Genomic DNA, 20,124 nt, shown 5'->3' with positions numbered 1-20,124 from the left:
TATAATTGAATAAACAAACATATGAACAATTATTCAATTATAGGAGGATTTATGAAAAAGACATATAAAATTGATGTAGATTGTGCAAACTGTGCCAATAAAATGGAAATGGCAGCTAAACAGACAAAAGGGGTAAAGAATGCCGTAGTGAATTTTATGACATTAAAGATGATTGTTGAATTTGAAGAGGGATATACTCCAGATACAGTTATGCCAGAAGTGGAAAAAAATTGTAAAATTGTAGAAGATGATTGTGAAATTTTCTGGAAAAAATAAAAGTACTTATGTACTTTTTAATTTACATTATATATGAAGATATGTTCATATAATCAATGGAGGTTGTTATGAATAAAAAACAGAAGAAAATGTTGTATCGTATTATTATATCCAGTATATTATGGCTTTTCTTTTCTTTTCTGAAAGTGGAAGGAATTTTAAAGTTTATCCTGTTTATGATTCCATATTATATTATTGGATACGATATATTAAAAAAAGCATTTAAAGGAATTTTAAAGAAACAGGTTTTTGATGAAAATTTTCTGATGGCGATTGCGACAATTGGAGCCATTTTACTGAAAGATTATCGTGAAGGAGTTGCCGTTATGCTATTTTATCAGATTGGTGAACTCTTTCAAAGTTATGCAGTGGGTAAATCCAGAAAGAATATCAGTGAATTAATGGATATTCGTCCAGATTATGCCAATGTGAAAATTGATGGAGAATGGGAAAAAGTGGATCCAGATGAAGTGGAAATTGGTACACTTATTGAAGTGAAGCCAGGAGAGAAGATTCCAATCGATGGAAAAGTTGTATCTGGTACGGCTTCTTTAAATACATCGGCTTTAACAGGAGAGAGCAAACCAGCTCAGGTAAAAGAAGGCGATGAAGTGTTATCGGGATGTATCAATTTAGATGGGTTACTATACATTCAAACCACAAAAGAATTTACCGAAAGTACTGTTTCTAAAATTCTGGATTTAGTAGAGAATGCCAGCTCCAGAAAATCAAAATCGGAAGACTTTATATCAAAATTTGCTCGTTATTATACACCAGCGGTCTGTTACAGTGCTTTGTTTCTGGCTTTTGTTCCACCTGTTGTTTCGCTTATATTAAAAGTGGATCCACAATGGTCACAGTGGATATTCAGAGCTTTGACATTTTTAGTTATCAGCTGTCCATGTGCTTTAGTCATCAGCATTCCTCTTAGTTTTTTTGCGGGCATTGGAGCCTGTTCTCATGAAGGTATATTGGTAAAAGGATCCAATTATCTGGAAGCTTTATCAAAATGCGATACAATGGTATTTGATAAAACGGGAACATTGACAAAAGGTGTCTTTGAAGTCAGTGAAATCAAAGTAAATCAGGGTACCAGAGAACAGCTGATTGAATATGCAGCTTTGGCAGAGTCTTATTCTTCTCATCCTATAAGTCTTTCTTTAATGAAAGCTTATGGAAAAGAAATGGATAAAAATCGTATATCGCAAATTGAAGAAATAAGTGGACATGGAATCAAAGCCATTGTTGATGGAAACCGAATTTTAGCCGGAAATCAGTTGCTGATGGAAAAATATCAGATTCCATATAAAAAAGAAGAAGTGGATTCAACCATTGTATATGTTTCCTGCAATCAGCAGTATTTAGGAGCCATTCTGATCAGTGATGTCATCAAACCAACTTCCAGTCAGGCAATCCAGCAGTTAAAGAAAAATGGCATTAAAAAGACAGTCATGCTGACAGGCGATCAGAAAAAAGTTGCCATTGATGTAGCCAGAGAGTTAAATATAGATTGTACCTATTCACAGCTGTTACCCGATCAGAAAGTTGAAAAAGTAGAAGCTTTATTAAAAGAACAGTCTAAAGATGGAAAGCTGGCTTTTGTAGGGGATGGAATCAATGATGCGCCTGTATTATCCAGAGCGGATATTGGAATCGCAATGGGTGCTTTAGGAAGCGATGCTGCCATTGAAGCAGCTGATGTGGTTCTGATGGATGATGATCCTTTAAAAATTGTACAGGCTATGCGTATTTCCAGAAAATGTATACGTATTGTTTATGAAAATATTGTTTTTGCCATTGGAATAAAAGGAATCTGTTTAATTTTAGGAGCTTTAGGCTTTGCGAATATGTGGATGGCTATCTTTGCGGATGTTGGCGTTATGGTTATAGCGGTATTGAATGCGATCCGTGTACTATATACAGGAGGTTATCATGGAAAAAAATGAGATTGAATGTTGTCAGGAAAAACACATTCATAAAAATGTAATTGATTTTGTGAATGAACATTTACCGGATGAAGAAATATTATATGATTTAGCCGAATTGTTTAAAGTCTTTTCTGATTCAACACGTATACGTATTTTACTGGTTCTATTTGAAGCGGAAGTGTGTGTATGTGACATTGCGAATACGTTAAATATGACCCAATCAGCAATTTCTCATCAGTTAAAAATATTGAAACAAAGTAAACTGGTAAAATCAAGAAGAGATGGAAAAACCGTTTATTATTCTTTAGCTGATGATCATGTATATAATATTATAGGACAGGGATTAAATCATATAATGGAATAATATTTTGTGATATAATCTTATAGAGGTTTATTATGATATTTATAGGATTGGTTTTGATATTATATATTTTTCGAATGAAAGTATTTCAGAAATTAAATATACCTGCCTGGAAAAGTCTGATTCCATTTTATGGTTCTTACTTTGTTTTTAAAAAGGTATGGAATTCATATTCTTTCTGGATTTATGCCTTTTGTGCAGGTTTGATTTTCATTCAGTATTTCTTTTTACATTATGATTTATATGGAGCTATTCTGTTTATAGTCTGTTTATGTACTCTATTTTTTGAATGGATGGCACTGCATTTTTATCTATGTAAATGGTTTAAAATGAATATTTTTGTATATTTATTGCTTATCTTTTTATATCCGGCAGGATATTGTATTTTAGGATTTTCGAAACAAAAAGAATAGAACATTGTTCTATTTTTTTTTATGGATTCTTGTTATAATAAACACGCTAAGGGGGTATTCAGGTGACTTATTATCAGTTGTTACGTCAAAGACGTATAAGTCTAAATCTTACAATCGAAGATGTTTCCTCTCAAACTCGCTTAGATCCAAATTTCATTCGAGCCATCGAAGAACATAATTTAGATGTTTTTTCAAATGATTATTCATTTGTTCGATATTTCATACATGCTTATTGTGATGCCATTGGAGTTAACTGGGTGGTGATTCAGCCAGAAGTTGACCAGGATATTCATAATTTTGCCCGATCAAAAAATCAGGCTTTAACGCAGGCACAGAAGAAAATTGCTTCTTCTATGCATCCAGCCAGTTCCAGTAAAAAAAAGAGAACAAAAAACAAATCGATTTTTAAGTGGTTGTCGTATAAAATTTCAGGATCATACCGGTTTAGTCGGATTATTGCCATTGGTGTTTTCGCATTAGTGATTTTAGTGGTATTTAATGGAGTTTCGGATATGATGGCTTCCCGTCAGCAGGCAGCATATCAGGCACAGACAGAAAAAGAACTGGCGGAAAAAGAAAAGGAAACTACACAGCTTGCCAAACAGTTCCAGCAGGAAAAAGAGAAAAAAGCAATGAAGCTGGAAGTGGAAGATGCTTCAGAAAATATATGGCGTATTTATAATTTAAGTGAAACAAAAGATATTACATTTACCATTACTTTACCAGAAGAAAGTACAGTTGCTATTTATATGGACGATCAGCTTGTTTCGGGATCTGAAACGGAAGTGTATAAAGATAAATATTCTGATACGATAACTGTGACTTCGGATTGTGTCATTGTTCTTGAAATTGGAACATACAGTGAAAATAAAGTAACGGTTGAAGGAAATGAAATTGAATTTAATGAAGATAACTGGTATCTTGATACACCAGCGGATTATACATTTAATGTAGAATATAATCAAAGTAAACAGACAGACCAGGAAGAAGATAATTCCCAGGAAGCTGAAGTTGAAGAAGAGTAGGAGGAACATTATGAATTTGCCAAATAAATTAACATGTTTAAGAATTGCTCTGGTTCCACTTGTTGTGATCATTTATTTATGCATAAGTCCTGATTTTTGTATTTTGTCTGAAAGTGCAAATCTGGCTTTGCGGGATGTACTGGCATTTCTTGTTTTTGTGGCAGCATCCATTACTGATTTGTTAGATGGACAGATTGCACGACGGCAGAACTTAATTACTTCTTTTGGAAAATTTGCAGATCCCATTGCGGATAAAATGCTTGTGAATACTTTATTGATTTTAATGGTCTATACACACCAGGCAAATGTAATTGCAGTCGTTTTAATGATCTGTCGTGACCTGATCGTAGATGGATTACGAATGATTGCTTCTCAAAATGGAAAAGTGGTAAGTGCGGGAATGCCAGGAAAAGTAAAGACAGTATTGCAGATGTTTGCCATAGCGGTTTTATTATTGAAAAACTGGCCATTTGTGTTCTGGAATCTTCCATTGGGATCTATATTATTATGGTGTGCAACCATTGTATCTTTATATAGTGGTTGGATCTATTTTTATAAATTAAGAAAATATGTATTAGAAAGTATGTAAAATGAAAGAAAAACTCGTTAAAACTTTAATTGAAAGAAAACTTACAATTTCCTGCTGTGAATCTTTGAGTGCTGGACTATGTATGGCCACTCTTGCATCGGTACCAGGAGCCAGTCAGGTTTTAAAAGGTGGATTTGTGACTTATCAGACCCAGATGAAAGAAGATCTGGTTCATGTTGATAAAAAGATTATTGAACAGTATGGAGTGGTTTCAAAAGAATGTGCACATGATATGGCCCTTCATACTAAAGAATTAACGCAATCTGATATTGCCCTGTCTTTTACAGGAAATGCTGGTCCTTCTGCTATGGAAAATAAACCAGCAGGGCTTGTATATTGTGCTCTGGCTTATAAAGATCGCGTGGATGTATTTGAATTTCAGTTAAAGATGGAAAGAAACCAGTTAAGGGAAACGATTGTAGATCTTATGATCGAACGAGTGATTGCTTTATTAGAAATGGAGTAAAGATGGAAGAGAATAAAGATAAATTATTAGCGGATGTATTAAAAGATATTGAAAAAGAATATGGAAAAGGTTCCATTATGAAATTAGGGGATCGTCCCAATGTAGATGTTGAACCCATTCCTTCTGGAAGTTTATTGCTGGATCAGGCCTTAGGTGTTGGAGGATATCCAAAAGGAAGAATTATTGAAATCTATGGTCCAGAATCCAGTGGAAAAACAACACTGGCTTTGCATGCCATTGCCGAAATTCAGAAAAAAGGGGGACGTGCTGCTTTTATTGATGCAGAAAACGCGATCGATCCTGTATATGCAAAAAAACTGGGTGTAGACATTGATGAACTGATCCTTTCTCAGCCAGATAGTGGGGAACAGGCTTTAAATATCTGTGAAATGCTGATTCGTTCAGGAGCCATTGATCTGATCGTAGTGGATTCTGTAGCGGCTCTGGTTCCACAGGTGGAACTGGATGGAGAAATGGGAGATCTGCAGGTAGGTGCACAGGCTCGTATGATGTCAAAGGCCATGCGAAAACTGGCAGGGGCTATGAATCATCAGGAATGTACAGCCATTTTCATTAACCAGCTGCGTGAAAAAGTAGGGGTATTTTATGGAAATCCAGAAACCACTCCAGGAGGACGTGCCTTAAAATTCTATGCTTCAGTTCGTGTGGATATTCGTAAGGCTGATGTCATTAAAAATGGTTCCGATATTGTAGGAAATAAAGTTAAAGTTAAAATTGTGAAGAATAAGGTGGCTCCTCCATTTAAACAGGCTACACTGGAAATTATGTATGGAGAAGGAATTTCTTATATTTCTGAATTATTAGAACTTTGTGTCAATGCCGGAATCGTTAAAAAAGCAGGAGCCTGGTTCAGTTACAATGGAGATAAAATTGGACAAGGTAGAGAAGCAGCTAAACTGTATATTAAATCCAATCCAGATTTTCAATCGGAACTGGAATCAAAATATCGTGAATATGTAAATAATAACGGGGAAATCAATATAGAAGAATAGGAATCCATAAGGATTCTTATTTTTTATCTTGTATGACAAGACAGGTGACATGTTTTATGTAAAAATTCTTTTTTTTAATTAAATAAAGAGTATAATGAAACTAATGAGGAGAAAGAATTATGAGTGAGAAAAGAAATTTAACCCTTGTAATGGATTTTTATGAACTAACAATGAGTCAATGTTACTTTAATCAGGGTAAAGATAAGATGGTCGCATTTGACTTATTTTATAGAAAGAATCCGGATGATGGTGGATTCTGTGTATTTGCAGGATTGGAACAGGCTATTGATTATGTAAAAAATCTTCATTTCAGTCAGGGAGATATTGAATATCTTCGTTCAACGAAATCTTTTTCAGAAGATTTTCTACAATATTTATCAACGGTTCGTTTTACAGGAGATATTGATGCGATTCCAGAAGGAACACCTGTATTTCCATATGAACCACTGGTTCGTGTAAAAGCGCCTATTATTGAAGCTCAGCTGGTAGAAACGGCATTGTTGCTGACATTGAATCATCAGACTCTGATTGCTACAAAAGCCAGACGAATTGTACAGGCCAGTGAAGGTAGAGCGGTCATGGAATTTGGTGCACGTAGAGCGCACAATTTTGATGCAGCCATTTATGGAGCCAGAGCAGCATATATCGCCGGTTGTGCAGGAACGGCAACCACTTATGCAGGAAAAGAATATGGAATGCCAGCTTTAGGTACGATGGCTCATTCTTTTGTACAGAGTTTTGCCAATGAATACGATGCGTTCTTATATTATGCGAAAACCTATCCAAACAATTGTACTTTACTGATTGATACATACAGTACTTTAAAATCCGGAATCAAAAATGCAATCAAAGTCGCAAAAGAATACCTAGAGCCTAATGGATATCGATTAAAAGGTGTACGTATCGATAGTGGAGACATTGCCTATTTATCTAAAAAATGTCGTAAAGAACTGGATGCCAATGGTATGCAGGATTGTGGAATTGTGATTTCCAATTCACTGGATGAATATGTCATTACTTCTTTAATTCATGAACAGGGAGCTAAAATTGATTCTTTTGGAGTCGGTGAAAATTTGATCTGTTCAAAGAATTCTCCGGTATTTGGGGGAGTTTATAAAATGGTAGCGGCTCAAGAAAATGGCGAAATGGTTCCAAAAATTAAAATCAGTGACAATGTAGAAAAAGTTACGAATCCGGGAATTAAAAATCTGTATCGTATTATGGATAAAGAAACAGGAAAATCTTTAGCCGATTTAATGACTTTGGAAGAAGAAGTAATTGATCCAGAACAGGATCTGACAATTTATCATGCGATGTCAAAATGGAAAAACAAAACCATTCCAGGTGGTACATATGAAATCCGTAATTTACTGGTTCCTATCTTTAGAAATGGGCAACTGGTATACGATTTACCAACTTTAAAAGGAATTCGTGATTATTCTCAAAGAGAAATGGATACTTTATGGGAAGAAATCAAGCGTTTTACTTATCCACAAGAATATTATGTGGATCTGAGTGAAAAATTAATTGATCTTAAATTAAAAATGCTTCAGGAATATAAATAACCTGAAGCTTTTTTTATATCAGATTTCCTTTGATCATCTGTTCAATGATCACAAAAGCTGTTTTTTCCATTTGACCATCATATAGAAAACGATGATGAGCTCCTTCCAGTAAAATCATTCTTTTTTTTGAAGAAACCAGCTGATAGGCATTTCTTGAACTATCCACAGGAATCACTTCATCATCACTTCCATGTAAGAATAATACAGGACAGTTTACATGTTCAATTGAATTTTTATAATTGGAAACAACTTCTGTAAAAGCTTTTGTACGCTTTGAGCTTATTGAATGAGATTCATTTCCTTTAGAAAGATTTTTAATAAATTTAACACCCTGTGCACCTATTTTTGGAAGATCTAAATATTGAAAAGCAGGGGCACATAAAATTAAAGACTGAACGGGATAGATAGAAGCCAGATAAGAAGCAATGACTCCTCCCATACTGAATCCTAGTATAATAACTGGTCTTTTTCTTTTTAAGACTTCCTGTAGACCTGTTTCAGCTTTTTTTATCCAGTCTGCATAATGAATGTCTTCTTCGTTGTTTAAATCATACAGATCTAATTGTATGACCTCATAGCGTTTTTTCTTTAAATAAGAACATAAAGGATCAAATTCATGGGACAATTTTTTTCCAAAACCATGAACGGTATAAATAATGGGTTTCTTTAAAAACATATTTACTCCTTTGTCCATCGGCCAAAAATTCCACAAGGAAGTACATCATTAGAAGAAGAAACAGGGAGTAAATTTTCTCCTACTTCAATTTTTCCATTAAATTCTTTCTGAATGGAATGTTTTAAAGTCTGTTCTAAAGTGGAACAGGAAAATCCGGTTGTGTAACAGTTTACGATAAAGAATAAAGCATCTGGATCTAAAATCTGCATACAATTCTGAATCAGGTCAAAAAGCTGATCTTCCAGTTTCCATAATTCTCCATTGGGGCCTCTTCCATAACTAGGAGGATCCATCACAATACCATGATATTTTCTTCCTCTTCTTTGTTCTCTTTTCACGAATTTAAGGCAGTCTTCTACAATAAAGCGGATCTTATGATCCTGTAAAGAAGAAAGGACCATATTTTCTTTTGCCCATTGCACCATTCCTTTTGAAGCATCCACATGAACCACTTCGCTGGCTCCTGCTTTTGAACAGGCCATAGTGGCACCTCCTGTATAGGCAAATAAATTCAGAATACGAATTTCTTCTAAGGAAGACTGTCTGATTTTTTCAGACATGAAATCCCAGTTGGCTGCCTGCTCTGGAAATAATCCAGTGTGTTTAAAACCAGTTGGACTGATCTTAAAACGAAGATCTTTATATCCAATAGTCCAGAATTCTTTCAGTGGCTTTTTGTATTCCCATTGACCTCCACCTGATTTTGAACGATGATAGATCGCATCGGCCTTATTCCATTCCCTTTCATCTTCAATTGGCCAGATACAGACAGGATCGGGTCTTCTTAAAATTGTATGATTCCATCTTTCTAATTTTTCTTTATTTCCTGTGTCTATGACTTCATAGTCTTTCCATTGATTGCTTATTTGATTCATAATAAGATTATATCTCATTGTAGGAAAATTAGCGAGTATGATATAATAATAAAACTTGATTGGAGGAATGACTATGTTTGTACAATTAATTTGTCCGAATCGAAACGAACAGGAAAAAAATGAAATCTATCAGGTTTTGGGGTTGCTTTGTAAAAGAGAACAGATTCAAATTGAAGAACGTTTGGATTGTGTAGAGATTCTGGTTTGTCCTCAAGGAAAAATTCAGGTAACAGAAAAAGGAAAAGATGTCTTTTTAAGTGCAACCACACGTTTTGCGGGACCAGGGTTTCATGCCTTTGTGGTGGAATTCTTTTTCGATTTGCAGGAAGAAATTGAAGGAAACTATGAATTTAAAGATGATTTAAACTATGATGGAGATTTTGATGCACTGTGTTCCATTTATGAAGATGAAATTGTCTATTTAAAGGATCTATTATTAAAAAATTCCGACATGCAGACACAAAATTATATGTATGAACAGACTTATTTCTTACCATTAAATGATAGTCATTCCATATTGACTCCCATTGGAAAAATCGATAAAGAAGAGTTTAAACAGATGGATGAAAAATCTTTGCTTCCTTATTTTTATATATGGAATGAATGGGATAAAGATGCACAATTCTATAAAAATGCAGCTTTATATGAATTATGTAATTATGGAGCTGGAAAATATACATTGATGAATGAATCGACTCTTAAACATGCCAATCAGATCTGCGATTATATTGAATGTGCTTATCAGATGGATGCTTCCATTTCATTGCCTTTAAAAGAATATAAATATCTGTGCCAGCAGCTGGAGCGTTTGAATAAATGTGAAAATGGAGTTCAGATGGAACAGGAAATCTATCAGTATCGATTAAAAGAAGTGTATCACTTATTTTCGAATGTTAAAGTGGTATGTCATGGATGGGCTGAAAGAAGCTATGATCCAGTCAGTAAAGCTCTGGTTTTAATGGCTCCTTATCAGAAAGATACAGAGTGGCATTATATGATTCAGGCTAGTTTATATCCTTATATCTGTACAAAACAATCACAGCTTGAACAGGGGCAATCTATCTTATATCGGAATAAACAGATACAGATACAGACCTTAAAAGAAGAAAATCATTATGAAATAGAAGCAATTATAAAAGAAAAATCCACTTTATATTTTCATTGTGTGTGTCAGGAAGAAAAATATATTCCTTATCTTACACAATGCATTAAGGAAAGTGAATTTCAATTAGAAATGGATCAGTAATATGGAAATTTTAAGTACTTTAAATCAAAATCAGAAACAGGCAGCCATGACAATTGATTCGCATGTTCGTATCATTGCAGGAGCCGGAAGTGGAAAAACTAGAGTTTTAATGGCTCGTATTGTTTATCTGATCAAAGAATGTGGCGTATGGCCCAATCGTATATTAGCCATTACTTTTACTAATAAAGCAACCAATGAAATGAAAGAAAGACTGTTTGCTCAATTGGATACACAGGCCCAGCAGGTTCGTATTTCAACAATACATGCTCTATGCGTTCGTATCTTAAGAGAAGATGCTTTAGAAATTGGATATCCATCTTCTTTTACCATTTTGGACAGTGACGATCAGAAAGCTATTTTAAGACCAATTTATAAAAAGATGGACATTCAGGTAAAAGCTTTACCTTTTGGAAAAGTATTAAATTATATATCGGGTTATAAGACGGAAAATATCAATCCCAATCAGGCATTTGATATGGCTTGCAATGACGAAATGGAAACCATCAGTCAGATTTATAAACAGTATGAAACAAAACGAAAAGAGATGAAAGCTCTGGATTTTGATGATCTGCTGCTGGAAGCACATAAACTGCTTAAAAGATGTGAAAGAGTTCGTACAAAGTGGCAGAATCGCTTAGATTATATTCATGTGGATGAATTTCAGGATGTCGATCCCATTCAGTATGACATCATTCGACTGTTGACATCTAAAACATGTCGTCTATGTGTAGTAGGAGATCCCGATCAGACCATTTATACATGGCGAGGAGCCAGTGTGGATATCATTATGCGTTTTGATTTGGATTTTCCAGACTGTAAAACGGTTATTCTGGATCAGAATTATCGTTCCATTCAACCCATTCTGGATGCCAGCAATGCACTGATTCGAAACAATCAGAATCGAATTCAGAAAGATCTGTTTTCTACAATAGCGGGCAATCAGAAAATTAAGATGCAGAATTGTATCGATGACAACGATGAGCCTTTATTTGTATCCCGGCAGATTATTGAACTGAGAAAAAAAGGAGTGGAATTTAAAGACATTGCGATCTTATATCGATCCAACTTTTCATCTCGTTCATTTGAAAGAGTATTACGTAAAGTAGGGATTCCTTATACAATTTATGGAGGCATTCGTTTCTATGAACGTCAGGAAATTAAAGATCTGTTAAGTTATCTGAAAATGTGTACTTTACCAGATGAAAACGATCCTAAACAGATGTCTATGGATTTGGCTTTGTTGCGTATTATCAATCAGCCTCGAAGAGGAATTGGAGCTAAAACCATAGAAAATTTACAACAGCTGGCAGTGGATGAAAATATATATGAAGTGATGAAAAACACAAAAGAATTATCAAAAGCTTCCGCTTTAAAATGTAAAGCTTTTGTGGATGTGATCGAAGATTTAAGAAGTCATCGTCAGGATTATTCTTTAGAAGATTTCTTTCAGTATGTTCTGGAAACAACAGGGTATTTAAAGATGCTGGAAGAAAATAACGAAGAAGATCGTATTGAAAACTTAAAAGAACTGAAACAGGATATTGCCTCCAGTGTGAATGAAAATCCAGATCTGAGTCTGGAAGAATATTTACAGGATGTTGCCTTGTTTACAGATAAATCACAGGAAGAAAAATTAAATTCGGTAACTTTGATGACCGTTCATGCCGCAAAGGGACTGGAATTTGAAAATGTATTTATTGTCAATTTTAATGAAGGTGTTTTTCCTTCTTCAAGAGCTATTGATGAAGGAGGAAACAAGTCTTTAGAAGAAGAAAGAAGACTGTGTTATGTGGCTATGACACGTGCGAAAAATCGTTTGTGCATTTCATGGAATTCCGGTTACAGTTATTTACTGGAAACTTATAAGACACCAAGTCGATTTGTGGCAGAAATTCCGGAAAGATTTATTGAAGAAAAAGAAGAAAAGAAAGTGGAAAGTAAACCACAGATGAGTTCTAAATCCAAAACAAAATATCGAAAAGGAGATCTGGTGGATCATAAAGTGTATGGAAAAGGAGTGGTGATATCGATTGAAGGAAATATCGCAACCATTGCTTTCCAGCAAAACTTTGGCGTCAAGAAGTTAAATGCATTGCATCCTTCCTTAAAAAAGTTATAATACAAACAGGAGTATTTATGAAAAAGAATTGGATTTTAAGTATTTTCATGGTTATTGTATTAAGTGGATGTTCGATGTTTTCAAAAACATCATCGGCTTTATACAGTGGAGATTATGCAGCTTCTTTACCTTTTAAGGATAGTGATACAAGAGTTAAACATGCCAGTCTGATTTCAGATCTGGACTGTCGTGTGCAGATTGAAAGTGGATTGATGGACCTGTCAAAGTCTTATTTTGACCCTGCCAATGTTACTTTTAAGACACATACATTTCTGGATTATGATGAACTGGATGCCACAGATGGTTCCAGAGGATTGTTAGGGACATTAAGAGATGATAATCCTATAGGATTGAATCCAAGTAAAGATGAAGAATTTGATACAGGAAATGGGATTTCAACAGGTCCTGTAGTGCTGGTGGATATATATGAACTGGACTGGTATTCCAATGAGAATTTAAAAGGAATTTCCATCTCATTTGTATTGAATGGAAGTTTATATCTGGATTCTGGAAGTGAAGTTGAAATTGAAAAGGAACAGTTAAATAATTATTTTGATGTGACTTCCAATAAACTGGTTTCCTATATGAGAGAAAGATTCAATGAAATTACGGCCAATGTACCTATTCTGGTTTGTGGATTTGTACTGGATGATGATTCTCAATCCTATGGTGGATATACCAGACTGGGATTCTTTAATCGAGGACAGGGTTCGTTTGATTCTGTAAGTGAAGAATGGGTAATGATACCCAGTTCACAAATGAATAATCTGGATACGACAATGGCCAGTGAATTTGATTCTTATAAAAATTCACTTACAAATATTTTGACCGATTATACTTTTGTGAGCGCAAAAGCGAAATATGAAGACAAGGAACCGAAAAAAATATTGATTACCATTGAAGCGCATGCCAAATCAACTGGTGAAATTTTAGCCATTGGTCAGGTTGCCAAAGAAAATATGTCAATGTTTTCCCGGATGGGTTGTCGATATACGGTTACGATCAAGAATAATAATGAGACATATATTATTATTCAAAGAAAAGAGAATGAAACGGATTGTACGGTTATTTCGACTTTATAAATAGACTTATGTTATAATAACAGCGGAGGAAATAGAATGGCAAAACAGATGAAAAAGGTTAAAAAACCACAAAAGATTCAAACAACAATCAAAGAAAAAAAGCCAAAACAAGGTCATAAGCTTGTCTGGTTTACGATAATAGTCATTGCGATTCCATGTATTATAGTCGGTTATGTTCTGATCACAAGCTTAGGAGGACAGAATAAACCTGTTGCCGGAAATCGATTTGGAAAAGGGGATCTGGATCCAGAAATCACAAGTGAAATGGTAAAACAGATCGATGGAGAAATGATGAACATTGAAGGAGTGGAAGCGGTAGAAACCAATTTAAAGAGTGCTACATTACGTATTTCTTTAGATATCAGTGATGATGCTTCCAGTGATACAGCAGCTTCTATCTGTGATAAAGCCTATTCCATTGTGGATTCCATTTGTCCCGTTTCGACTTATTTTACCAATACTGAAGAAGGTAAAATGTATGATCTTGAAATTGCAGCCTATACATATCTTGTCGATGATGCGCATCCAGTGGAAGGTCAGGTTTATGTACAATTGACAAAAACAGGAGCTGGAAACAAAGTTGTAGACAATATGAACAGCGCAAAGAATCAGGATCTTGTTAATCAGATTAAAAGATATTAAGAAAATGGATCAATCTATATAAGATTGGTCTTTTTTTATAGATACGATGCATAAATATTGATATATATTACAGAACATTAAATAAATACTTGAAGCAATCCATTACATTTCGTAAAATATAAATGTATATTCAATTATTAAAAATACATAATTAGTATTTTGGAAATGGAGAAGATAAATGAAGAAGAAATTATTAAGCATGATCTGTGCAATATGTACCATATTCATGTTGTTGCCTACAGCAATATATGCCGATACATATGAAGATTTTGAATATAGTATATCGGAAGAAACGAATGAAGTCACAATCACAAAGTATACTGGAACGGATACTGTAGTTAGTATTCCAGATACAATTAATGGAAACCCGGTTACATCTATTGGAACAGATGCTTTCGCTGGTCGCGATAACCTTGAAAATATAACGATTCCAAATGGTGTTACATCTATCGGTTCTCATGCTTTTGATCATTGTGGATTTACAAGTATTACAATACCAAATAATGTTACATCGATTGGTAGCGATGCTTTTTCTCGTTGCTGGAATCTTACAAGTATAACGATTCCAAATAATGTTACATCTATTGGAAATGCGGCTTTTAGGGAATGTTCTAAACTACAAAGTATATTCTTGCCTATAGGATTAAATGTTGTTTATGATAGTGTACATATTATTTCCAGGGCAACAAAAGTTAGATACAGTCTAGATAGTGGTAAAGTAACCATTACCAGCATCGATTTAGGATATGGAAAGAGTTCTGTTGATCTTCCTGCAGCAATCTGTGGTTATCCTGTTGTTGGCATCTCTGATGAAAATTTGTTATCCAATATTAATAACCATACGCATTATTATAACTGGAGCGAAAAGGATGGAAAATATCAGGGTGAATGTGGTATTTGTAAAGAAAAAACACAAGAACAAACGGTTCCAACTATTGTAATCAATGCACCGGATCAGGTATGTAGAACGCAGGATACGGTAGTATCTGTAACTTTACCGGAAGGTCTTACAAATGCAACACTGTATCATGAATTCAGTCATAGTGGCAGTGAAATTGATCTAGATGCTTCGGATGGATTAAATGGAAAAGTATCTCATGAAAGTTATCCAGGAGAAGAAAATGGTTTAAAATTTGTTGTATATGCGAAAACTTCAGATGGATTTGAATTTACAGTCACAAAAACAGTAGAAATTCTAGATAATCATATTCTTGAGCATATTTCAGCTAAGGATGCAACGGCATCAAAAGAAGGAAATATTGAATACTGGCATTGTACAGTCTGTGATACATATTTTTCAGATAAAGATGGAGAAAATGAAATCGAATTAAAAGATACTGTTGTATCCAGAAAAGCACCTGAAATTATCGAGGGTAAAGGACAAAGCATAACCGCAGGAGAAAAGAAAGAGCTTATTTTCAAATCCAATGCGGCGTTCAGCGATTTTATTCGAGTTGAGCTTGATGGAAAAACCCTTGATGAAAAGAATTATACAGTCAAAGAAGGAAGTACGATTGTTACACTGAATAAAGATTTTGTATCTACATTGAAGGCTGGAAAACATACAATTGGTATTGTTTCAGAAACTGGAGAAGCTTCCACTGAATTTACAGTGAATAAGAAAACATCTGTAATTAAACCTTCATCGGATAAGAATACAACCAATACGGGATTGATTTCTAATATTGGTTTATGGATCTCTTTAATGTTCACAAGTCTGGAAGCCATGGGAATTGGATTGATCTGTAGAAAAAAATATAAAAAATAATCCTTAAAATAAAAAGCAGATGTATTTCTGCTTTTTCTATGTTAATATAATATTTAGAGAGATTAAAAAATGAATACGAATAAAGTTACTTTGTTATTTACTACTTATCACAATTTAATTTCTTATTTGTTATTGTATTTATTTGGTCACAACTATTCTCATGTATCCGTATCTTTAGAATCTGGTACAGATTATTATTATAGTTTTAATAAAAAGGGATTTCGAAAAGAATATCCAAAACGTCATAAACAGAGAAGAAAAAATAAAAGTTTTTCAATTCAGTTTACGGTATCTCAGGAAAAATATGATATTTTAAAACATAAAATTGAAAGTTGTGAAAAAAAAGGTAAAAATCTTAAATATTCTTCTTTTGGTGTCTTTTTATGTCTGTTTCATATTTCTCATCATTTTGAAAATTCTTATTTCTGTTCCCGTTTTGTAGCGGAATCTTTACAGGAAATGGGATTTGATTTAAAAAAAGATCCTTCTTTATATTTGCCAGATCAGATTATTGATGAGATGATTGCACATAATTGTTTAGAAGTGGTTCAAAGAAATCCACTTTAGTGAGGAAATATGTTTGAAAAATTAATGGCATTGCTTGAAAATTCATACAGTCCATATTCTCATTTCCGTGTATCCAGTATTGTTGTGATGAAAGATGGAAAAGAGTTTAGTGGAGTTAATATTGAAAATGCTTCCTATGGGGCAACTATCTGTGCTGAAAGAGTGGCAATCTTTTCTGCCATTGCTTCTGGATATAAACCCTATGATTTTGAAAAAATATATGTATTGTGTGATTCACAACAGATTCAGCCTTCCTGTTTTGTATGTCGTCAGGTAATGAGTGAAATGTTTGAAAAGGATAAAGAAGTTGTTTGGTTTTCAAATACAGGAGAATCAGTGACTTATCGCATTTGTGATCTGTGTCCCTATCCTTTTGGCTCACAGTGTTTAGAATAAGCAGTGGATACTGCTTTTTTTTTATGGTTTCAAATTATATAATATGTAATATGAATCATTTACATGTTAGAAGCTGTTACTCATTATTAGAATCAGGTTTTAAACTGGAAGATATTATTGATCACTGTCTTCAAAAAGGGTTTTATCATGCCTGTTTAACGGAACATAATAGTTTATTTTCCGTGATGAAATTCTGGCATCTTTGTAAAGAAAAAGGTGTGCATCCTATTATTGGTTTAGAAACGGAAGCTATATTAAAAGAAAAAGAATTTCATTTTATTTTACTGGCTAAAAATGATACAGGTTTAAAAGAATTATATAAGATTTCCACTTTAAAAATGTCCAGTGAGACTTTATCTTTTGAGCAGCTGTCTTTATCTACTCAGAATTGTGTGGTTTTAACGGCATCGGATTATGAAGATGAACTGGCTTCTTATATTATTAAAGAAAAAGATGAAGAAATACTGTCTTTTGTGAATCTATGTAAAGAAGCCTGGAAAGATTTTTATGTTTCCATTGCGATGAATGATTCCAGTTTTCATCGTCAAAGAAATCGTTATTTAAAAGATTTAATTTCGAATCTTGTGAAAACAGTGGCTTTATCTCGTATTTATTATGGAGAAAAAGAAGATGTCGAAAATTTAAAAGTTTTAAGAGCAATTGCCAGGCAGACAACTTTAAACGATGCGACCTTAGATGTCAGCTACAATCGTTATTTTCGTACCATTGGTGAAATGGAAGAATTGTATGATGAACAGGATCTGAAAGCTACGGATGAAATCTGTGAAATGTGTAATGTACAGATGGCTTTTAAGAGAAATACACTGCCTGTTTTTAAAAATCAGTACAATGCCGATTCAAATACATTTTTAAATAGTTTATGTAAAGCAGGGTTAAAGAAAAGATTAAATGGACATGTGAAAGAGAACTATGTGAAACGTCTTCAATATGAACTGCATGTCATTCAATCGATGGGCTTTACTGATTATTTTTTAATTGTATGGGATTTTATCCGATATGCCAGAAGTAAAGAGATTATGGTTGGGCCTGGAAGAGGTTCGGTTGCTGGTTCTTTAGTGGCTTACTGTCTGGGAATTACGCACATTGATCCCATTGAAAATGATTTATTGTTTGAACGTTTTTTAAATCCCGATCGTATTTCAATGCCAGATATAGATACGGATTTTCCAGACAATCGTCGTGAAGAAGTAATTCAGTATGTCATAAATCGATATGGAAATCAGAAAGCCAGTCATATTGTTACCTTTAATACAATGAAGACCAAACAGGTATTAAGAGATGTCAGTCGATGTATGTCTATGCCGGTAAGAAAAGTGGATGAACTGATTCGTGTACTGGAAGAAAAGGAAACATTACTGGAAGCGTATCATAAAAATACAAATTTTAGAAAAAAGATCGAACAGGATGTCAAATACCAGGAACTCTTTAAAAGAGCTTTGCCTTTAGAAGGTCTTCCCCGACATGCTTCCATTCATGCAGCCGGTATTATTTTAAGCCAGCAGGACATTGTTGAAGTGTGTCCTTTGATGAAAGTGGATGAAAATACTTATGCTTCTCAGTTCACAATGGAATATTTAGAAGAATTAGGTCTGATCAAAATGGATTTTTTAGGATTGAAGAATCTTTCAACCATTGATCAGATTCTAAAAACCATTGAATCGTATTTACATGTTTCCCTGGATATATTAAAAATTCCATTAAACGATGCCAAAACGTATCAGCTTTTGTCAAATGCGGATACAGTGGGTGTTTTTCAGCTGGAATCGGAAGGAATTAAACAGCTTTTATATAAGATGAAACCCAATCAGTTTGAAGATATTTGTGCAATACTGGCTTTGTATCGTCCAGGTCCTATGCATAATATTGATGAATATATAGAAAGAAAAAAAGATCCTTCAAAGGTAACATATTTACATCCTTTATTAGAACCGGTATTAAAAGATACGTATGGAATCATGATCTACCAGGAACAGATTATGAAAACGGCACAGGTTATTGGTGGATTCAGTTTATCTCAGGCAGATAATTTACGTAAAGCGATGTCCAAAAAGAATATGGAAATGATGGAATCGTTTAAAGTTCAATTTTTACAGGGAGCGTATCAGAAAGGCATTTCACAGAAAGTGGCTCTGGAAATATTTGTGACAATGGAACGATTTGCACAATATGGATTTAACAAGTCTCATAGTTATGCTTATGGATTGATTGTATACCAGATGGCATATTTAAAAGCGAATTATCCTTTCTATTTCTATAAATGTTTACTGGATAGCGTTATTGGTTCAGAAAAGAAGACAATGGAATATATTTATGAATGCCAGAAGAGAAATATTCAGATTTTAAAGCCAAGTGTTCTATATTCTTATGAAACGTATTCCATAGAAGAAAAAGGTTTACGTATGCCATTACAGGTATTAAAAGGAATTGGGAAAAGTGTTTATCCACTTATTATTGAACAAAGAGAAAAACAGGAATATCAGAATTTTATCGAATTTGTGGTAAGAACCAAATCCATTTCAATTGAAGATTCTGTATTAAAAATATTCATTGATGGAGGAGCTCTGGATTGTTTTGAATACAATCGGGAAACAATGAGAGCCAATCTTCAGAAAGTACTGGATTATGCCCATTTAGTGTGTACCCAGACCAGTGAAGGAACTTTATTATGTTATGATATTGTATCTCCACCTTCCATTGTGCGATATAGCGATAATCCAATGGCAGATGCTCAGAAAGAATTTGATGTATTTGGTTTTTATTTAACGATGCATCCAATTAAAGAATTACGAAAACAATTTCCAAAAAGCACTCCTATACAGCAGGTATTATCCATTAATGGATATGTGAATGTATTGGGAAAAGTGAATGGATTTCGAACTCATAAGACGAAAAATGGACAGTGGATGTGTTTTATGACTATTGAAGATGAAAAAGGAAGACTGGATGTTGTGGTTATGCCAGATTTATATAAACTGGAAAAAGAGAATATCCAGAAGAATCGATTTGTGTATGTGAATGGAAAAAAAGATCGTCCCAATTCGATTCTTGCGAAAAGCTTTAAATGGATTTTGGAAAAATAAGTGGACTACTTGACTA

General features: G+C 34.0%; 19 protein-coding genes. 17 read left to right on the top strand and 2 right to left on the bottom strand.

Annotated elements, in window-relative coordinates; all coding sequences use genetic code 11:
- The first annotated feature begins 51 nt into the window (after window positions 1–51).
- The 9 genes from FYJ50_RS04670 to FYJ50_RS04630 all read left to right on the top strand — a co-directional run bounded on the left by FYJ50_RS04670 (window position 52) and on the right by FYJ50_RS04630 (window position 7,636).
- Window positions 52–276, top strand: coding sequence for a cation transporter (locus FYJ50_RS04670; protein WP_154459934.1), 225 nt, complete (start codon window positions 52–54; stop codon window positions 274–276).
- A 68-nt stretch (window positions 277–344) separates the two neighbouring features.
- Window positions 345–2,222, top strand: a complete 1,878-nt coding sequence (locus tag FYJ50_RS04665) for a heavy metal translocating P-type ATPase (RefSeq protein ID WP_205946424.1) — start codon at window positions 345–347, stop codon at window positions 2,220–2,222.
- A complete protein-coding gene (locus tag FYJ50_RS04660) occupies window positions 2,209–2,568 on the top strand; it encodes an ArsR/SmtB family transcription factor (RefSeq protein WP_154459930.1) in 360 nt (119 codons plus the stop codon). Before FYJ50_RS04665 ends, FYJ50_RS04660 begins: the two co-directional genes overlap by 14 nt.
- A gap of 74 nt (window positions 2,569–2,642) precedes the next feature.
- On the top strand, window positions 2,643–2,978 hold the full coding sequence (locus tag FYJ50_RS04655) for a hypothetical protein (RefSeq protein WP_154459928.1): 336 nt from the start codon (window positions 2,643–2,645) through the stop codon (window positions 2,976–2,978).
- A 62-nt stretch (window positions 2,979–3,040) separates the two neighbouring features.
- Window positions 3,041–4,003, top strand: coding sequence for a helix-turn-helix domain-containing protein (locus FYJ50_RS04650; protein ID WP_154459927.1), 963 nt, complete (start codon window positions 3,041–3,043; stop codon window positions 4,001–4,003).
- 10 nt (window positions 4,004–4,013) lie between these two features.
- The gene (gene pgsA, locus FYJ50_RS04645) at window positions 4,014–4,592 is read left to right on the top strand and encodes a CDP-diacylglycerol--glycerol-3-phosphate 3-phosphatidyltransferase (RefSeq protein ID WP_154459925.1); all 579 of its coding nucleotides are present in this window, start codon (window positions 4,014–4,016) and stop codon (window positions 4,590–4,592) included.
- 1 nt (window position 4,593) lies between these two features.
- On the top strand, window positions 4,594–5,058 hold the full coding sequence (locus FYJ50_RS04640) for a CinA family protein (RefSeq protein WP_154459923.1): 465 nt from the start codon (window positions 4,594–4,596) through the stop codon (window positions 5,056–5,058).
- 2 nt (window positions 5,059–5,060) lie between these two features.
- Entirely contained in the window at window positions 5,061–6,071 is a 1,011-nt protein-coding gene (recA, locus tag FYJ50_RS04635; RefSeq protein ID WP_154459921.1) for a recombinase RecA, read from the top strand.
- Window positions 6,072–6,190: 119 nt separating this feature from the next.
- Window positions 6,191–7,636 carry a nicotinate phosphoribosyltransferase gene (locus tag FYJ50_RS04630; RefSeq protein WP_154459919.1) on the top strand — a complete coding sequence of 482 codons (1,446 nt, stop codon included), beginning with the start codon at window positions 6,191–6,193 and terminating at the stop codon, window positions 7,634–7,636.
- A gap of 13 nt (window positions 7,637–7,649) precedes the next feature.
- On the opposite strand, the gene FYJ50_RS04625 is transcribed toward FYJ50_RS04630, so the two are convergent.
- Together FYJ50_RS04625 and FYJ50_RS04620 are read right to left on the bottom strand one after the other, a co-directional pair.
- Entirely contained in the window at window positions 7,650–8,312 is a 663-nt protein-coding gene (locus FYJ50_RS04625; protein ID WP_235900926.1) for an alpha/beta hydrolase, read from the bottom strand.
- Between the two features lie 2 nt (window positions 8,313–8,314).
- Window positions 8,315–9,187 carry a class I SAM-dependent methyltransferase gene (locus FYJ50_RS04620; RefSeq protein ID WP_154459915.1) on the bottom strand — a complete coding sequence of 291 codons (873 nt, stop codon included), beginning with the start codon at window positions 9,185–9,187 and terminating at the stop codon, window positions 8,315–8,317.
- A 73-nt stretch (window positions 9,188–9,260) separates the two neighbouring features.
- Between FYJ50_RS04620 and FYJ50_RS04615 the strand changes: the two genes are divergently transcribed.
- The 8 genes from FYJ50_RS04615 to FYJ50_RS04580 all read left to right on the top strand — a co-directional run bounded on the left by FYJ50_RS04615 (window position 9,261) and on the right by FYJ50_RS04580 (window position 20,108).
- Window positions 9,261–10,433, top strand: a complete 1,173-nt coding sequence (locus tag FYJ50_RS04615; protein WP_154459913.1) for a hypothetical protein — start codon at window positions 9,261–9,263, stop codon at window positions 10,431–10,433.
- A gap of 1 nt (window position 10,434) precedes the next feature.
- Window positions 10,435–12,552 carry an ATP-dependent helicase gene (locus FYJ50_RS04610; RefSeq protein ID WP_154459911.1) on the top strand — a complete coding sequence of 706 codons (2,118 nt, stop codon included), beginning with the start codon at window positions 10,435–10,437 and terminating at the stop codon, window positions 12,550–12,552.
- A gap of 17 nt (window positions 12,553–12,569) precedes the next feature.
- A complete protein-coding gene (locus tag FYJ50_RS04605; protein WP_154459910.1) occupies window positions 12,570–13,634 on the top strand; it encodes a CamS family sex pheromone protein in 1,065 nt (354 codons plus the stop codon).
- 36 nt (window positions 13,635–13,670) lie between these two features.
- Complete coding sequence (locus tag FYJ50_RS04600) at window positions 13,671–14,276, top strand: hypothetical protein (protein ID WP_235900925.1); 606 nt, start codon at window positions 13,671–13,673, stop codon at window positions 14,274–14,276.
- A 178-nt stretch (window positions 14,277–14,454) separates the two neighbouring features.
- Window positions 14,455–16,044 (top strand): leucine-rich repeat domain-containing protein, encoded by a 1,590-nt coding sequence (locus tag FYJ50_RS04595; RefSeq protein WP_154459908.1) that lies wholly within the window; start codon window positions 14,455–14,457, stop codon window positions 16,042–16,044.
- A 69-nt stretch (window positions 16,045–16,113) separates the two neighbouring features.
- Complete coding sequence (locus FYJ50_RS04590; protein ID WP_154459906.1) at window positions 16,114–16,611, top strand: hypothetical protein; 498 nt, start codon at window positions 16,114–16,116, stop codon at window positions 16,609–16,611.
- A gap of 9 nt (window positions 16,612–16,620) precedes the next feature.
- On the top strand, window positions 16,621–17,007 hold the full coding sequence (gene cdd, locus FYJ50_RS04585) for a cytidine deaminase (protein WP_154459905.1): 387 nt from the start codon (window positions 16,621–16,623) through the stop codon (window positions 17,005–17,007).
- Between the two features lie 50 nt (window positions 17,008–17,057).
- The gene (locus FYJ50_RS04580) at window positions 17,058–20,108 is read left to right on the top strand and encodes a DNA polymerase III subunit alpha (RefSeq protein ID WP_205946423.1); all 3,051 of its coding nucleotides are present in this window, start codon (window positions 17,058–17,060) and stop codon (window positions 20,106–20,108) included.
- Window positions 20,109–20,124 lie beyond the last annotated feature (16 nt).

It is taken from the genome of Floccifex porci (genome assembly GCF_009696175.1).
Taxonomy (GTDB): Bacteria; Bacillota_I; Bacilli_A; order Erysipelotrichales; family Erysipelotrichaceae; genus Floccifex; species Floccifex porci.
This window is presented reverse-complemented; position numbering and strand designations above follow the sequence as displayed.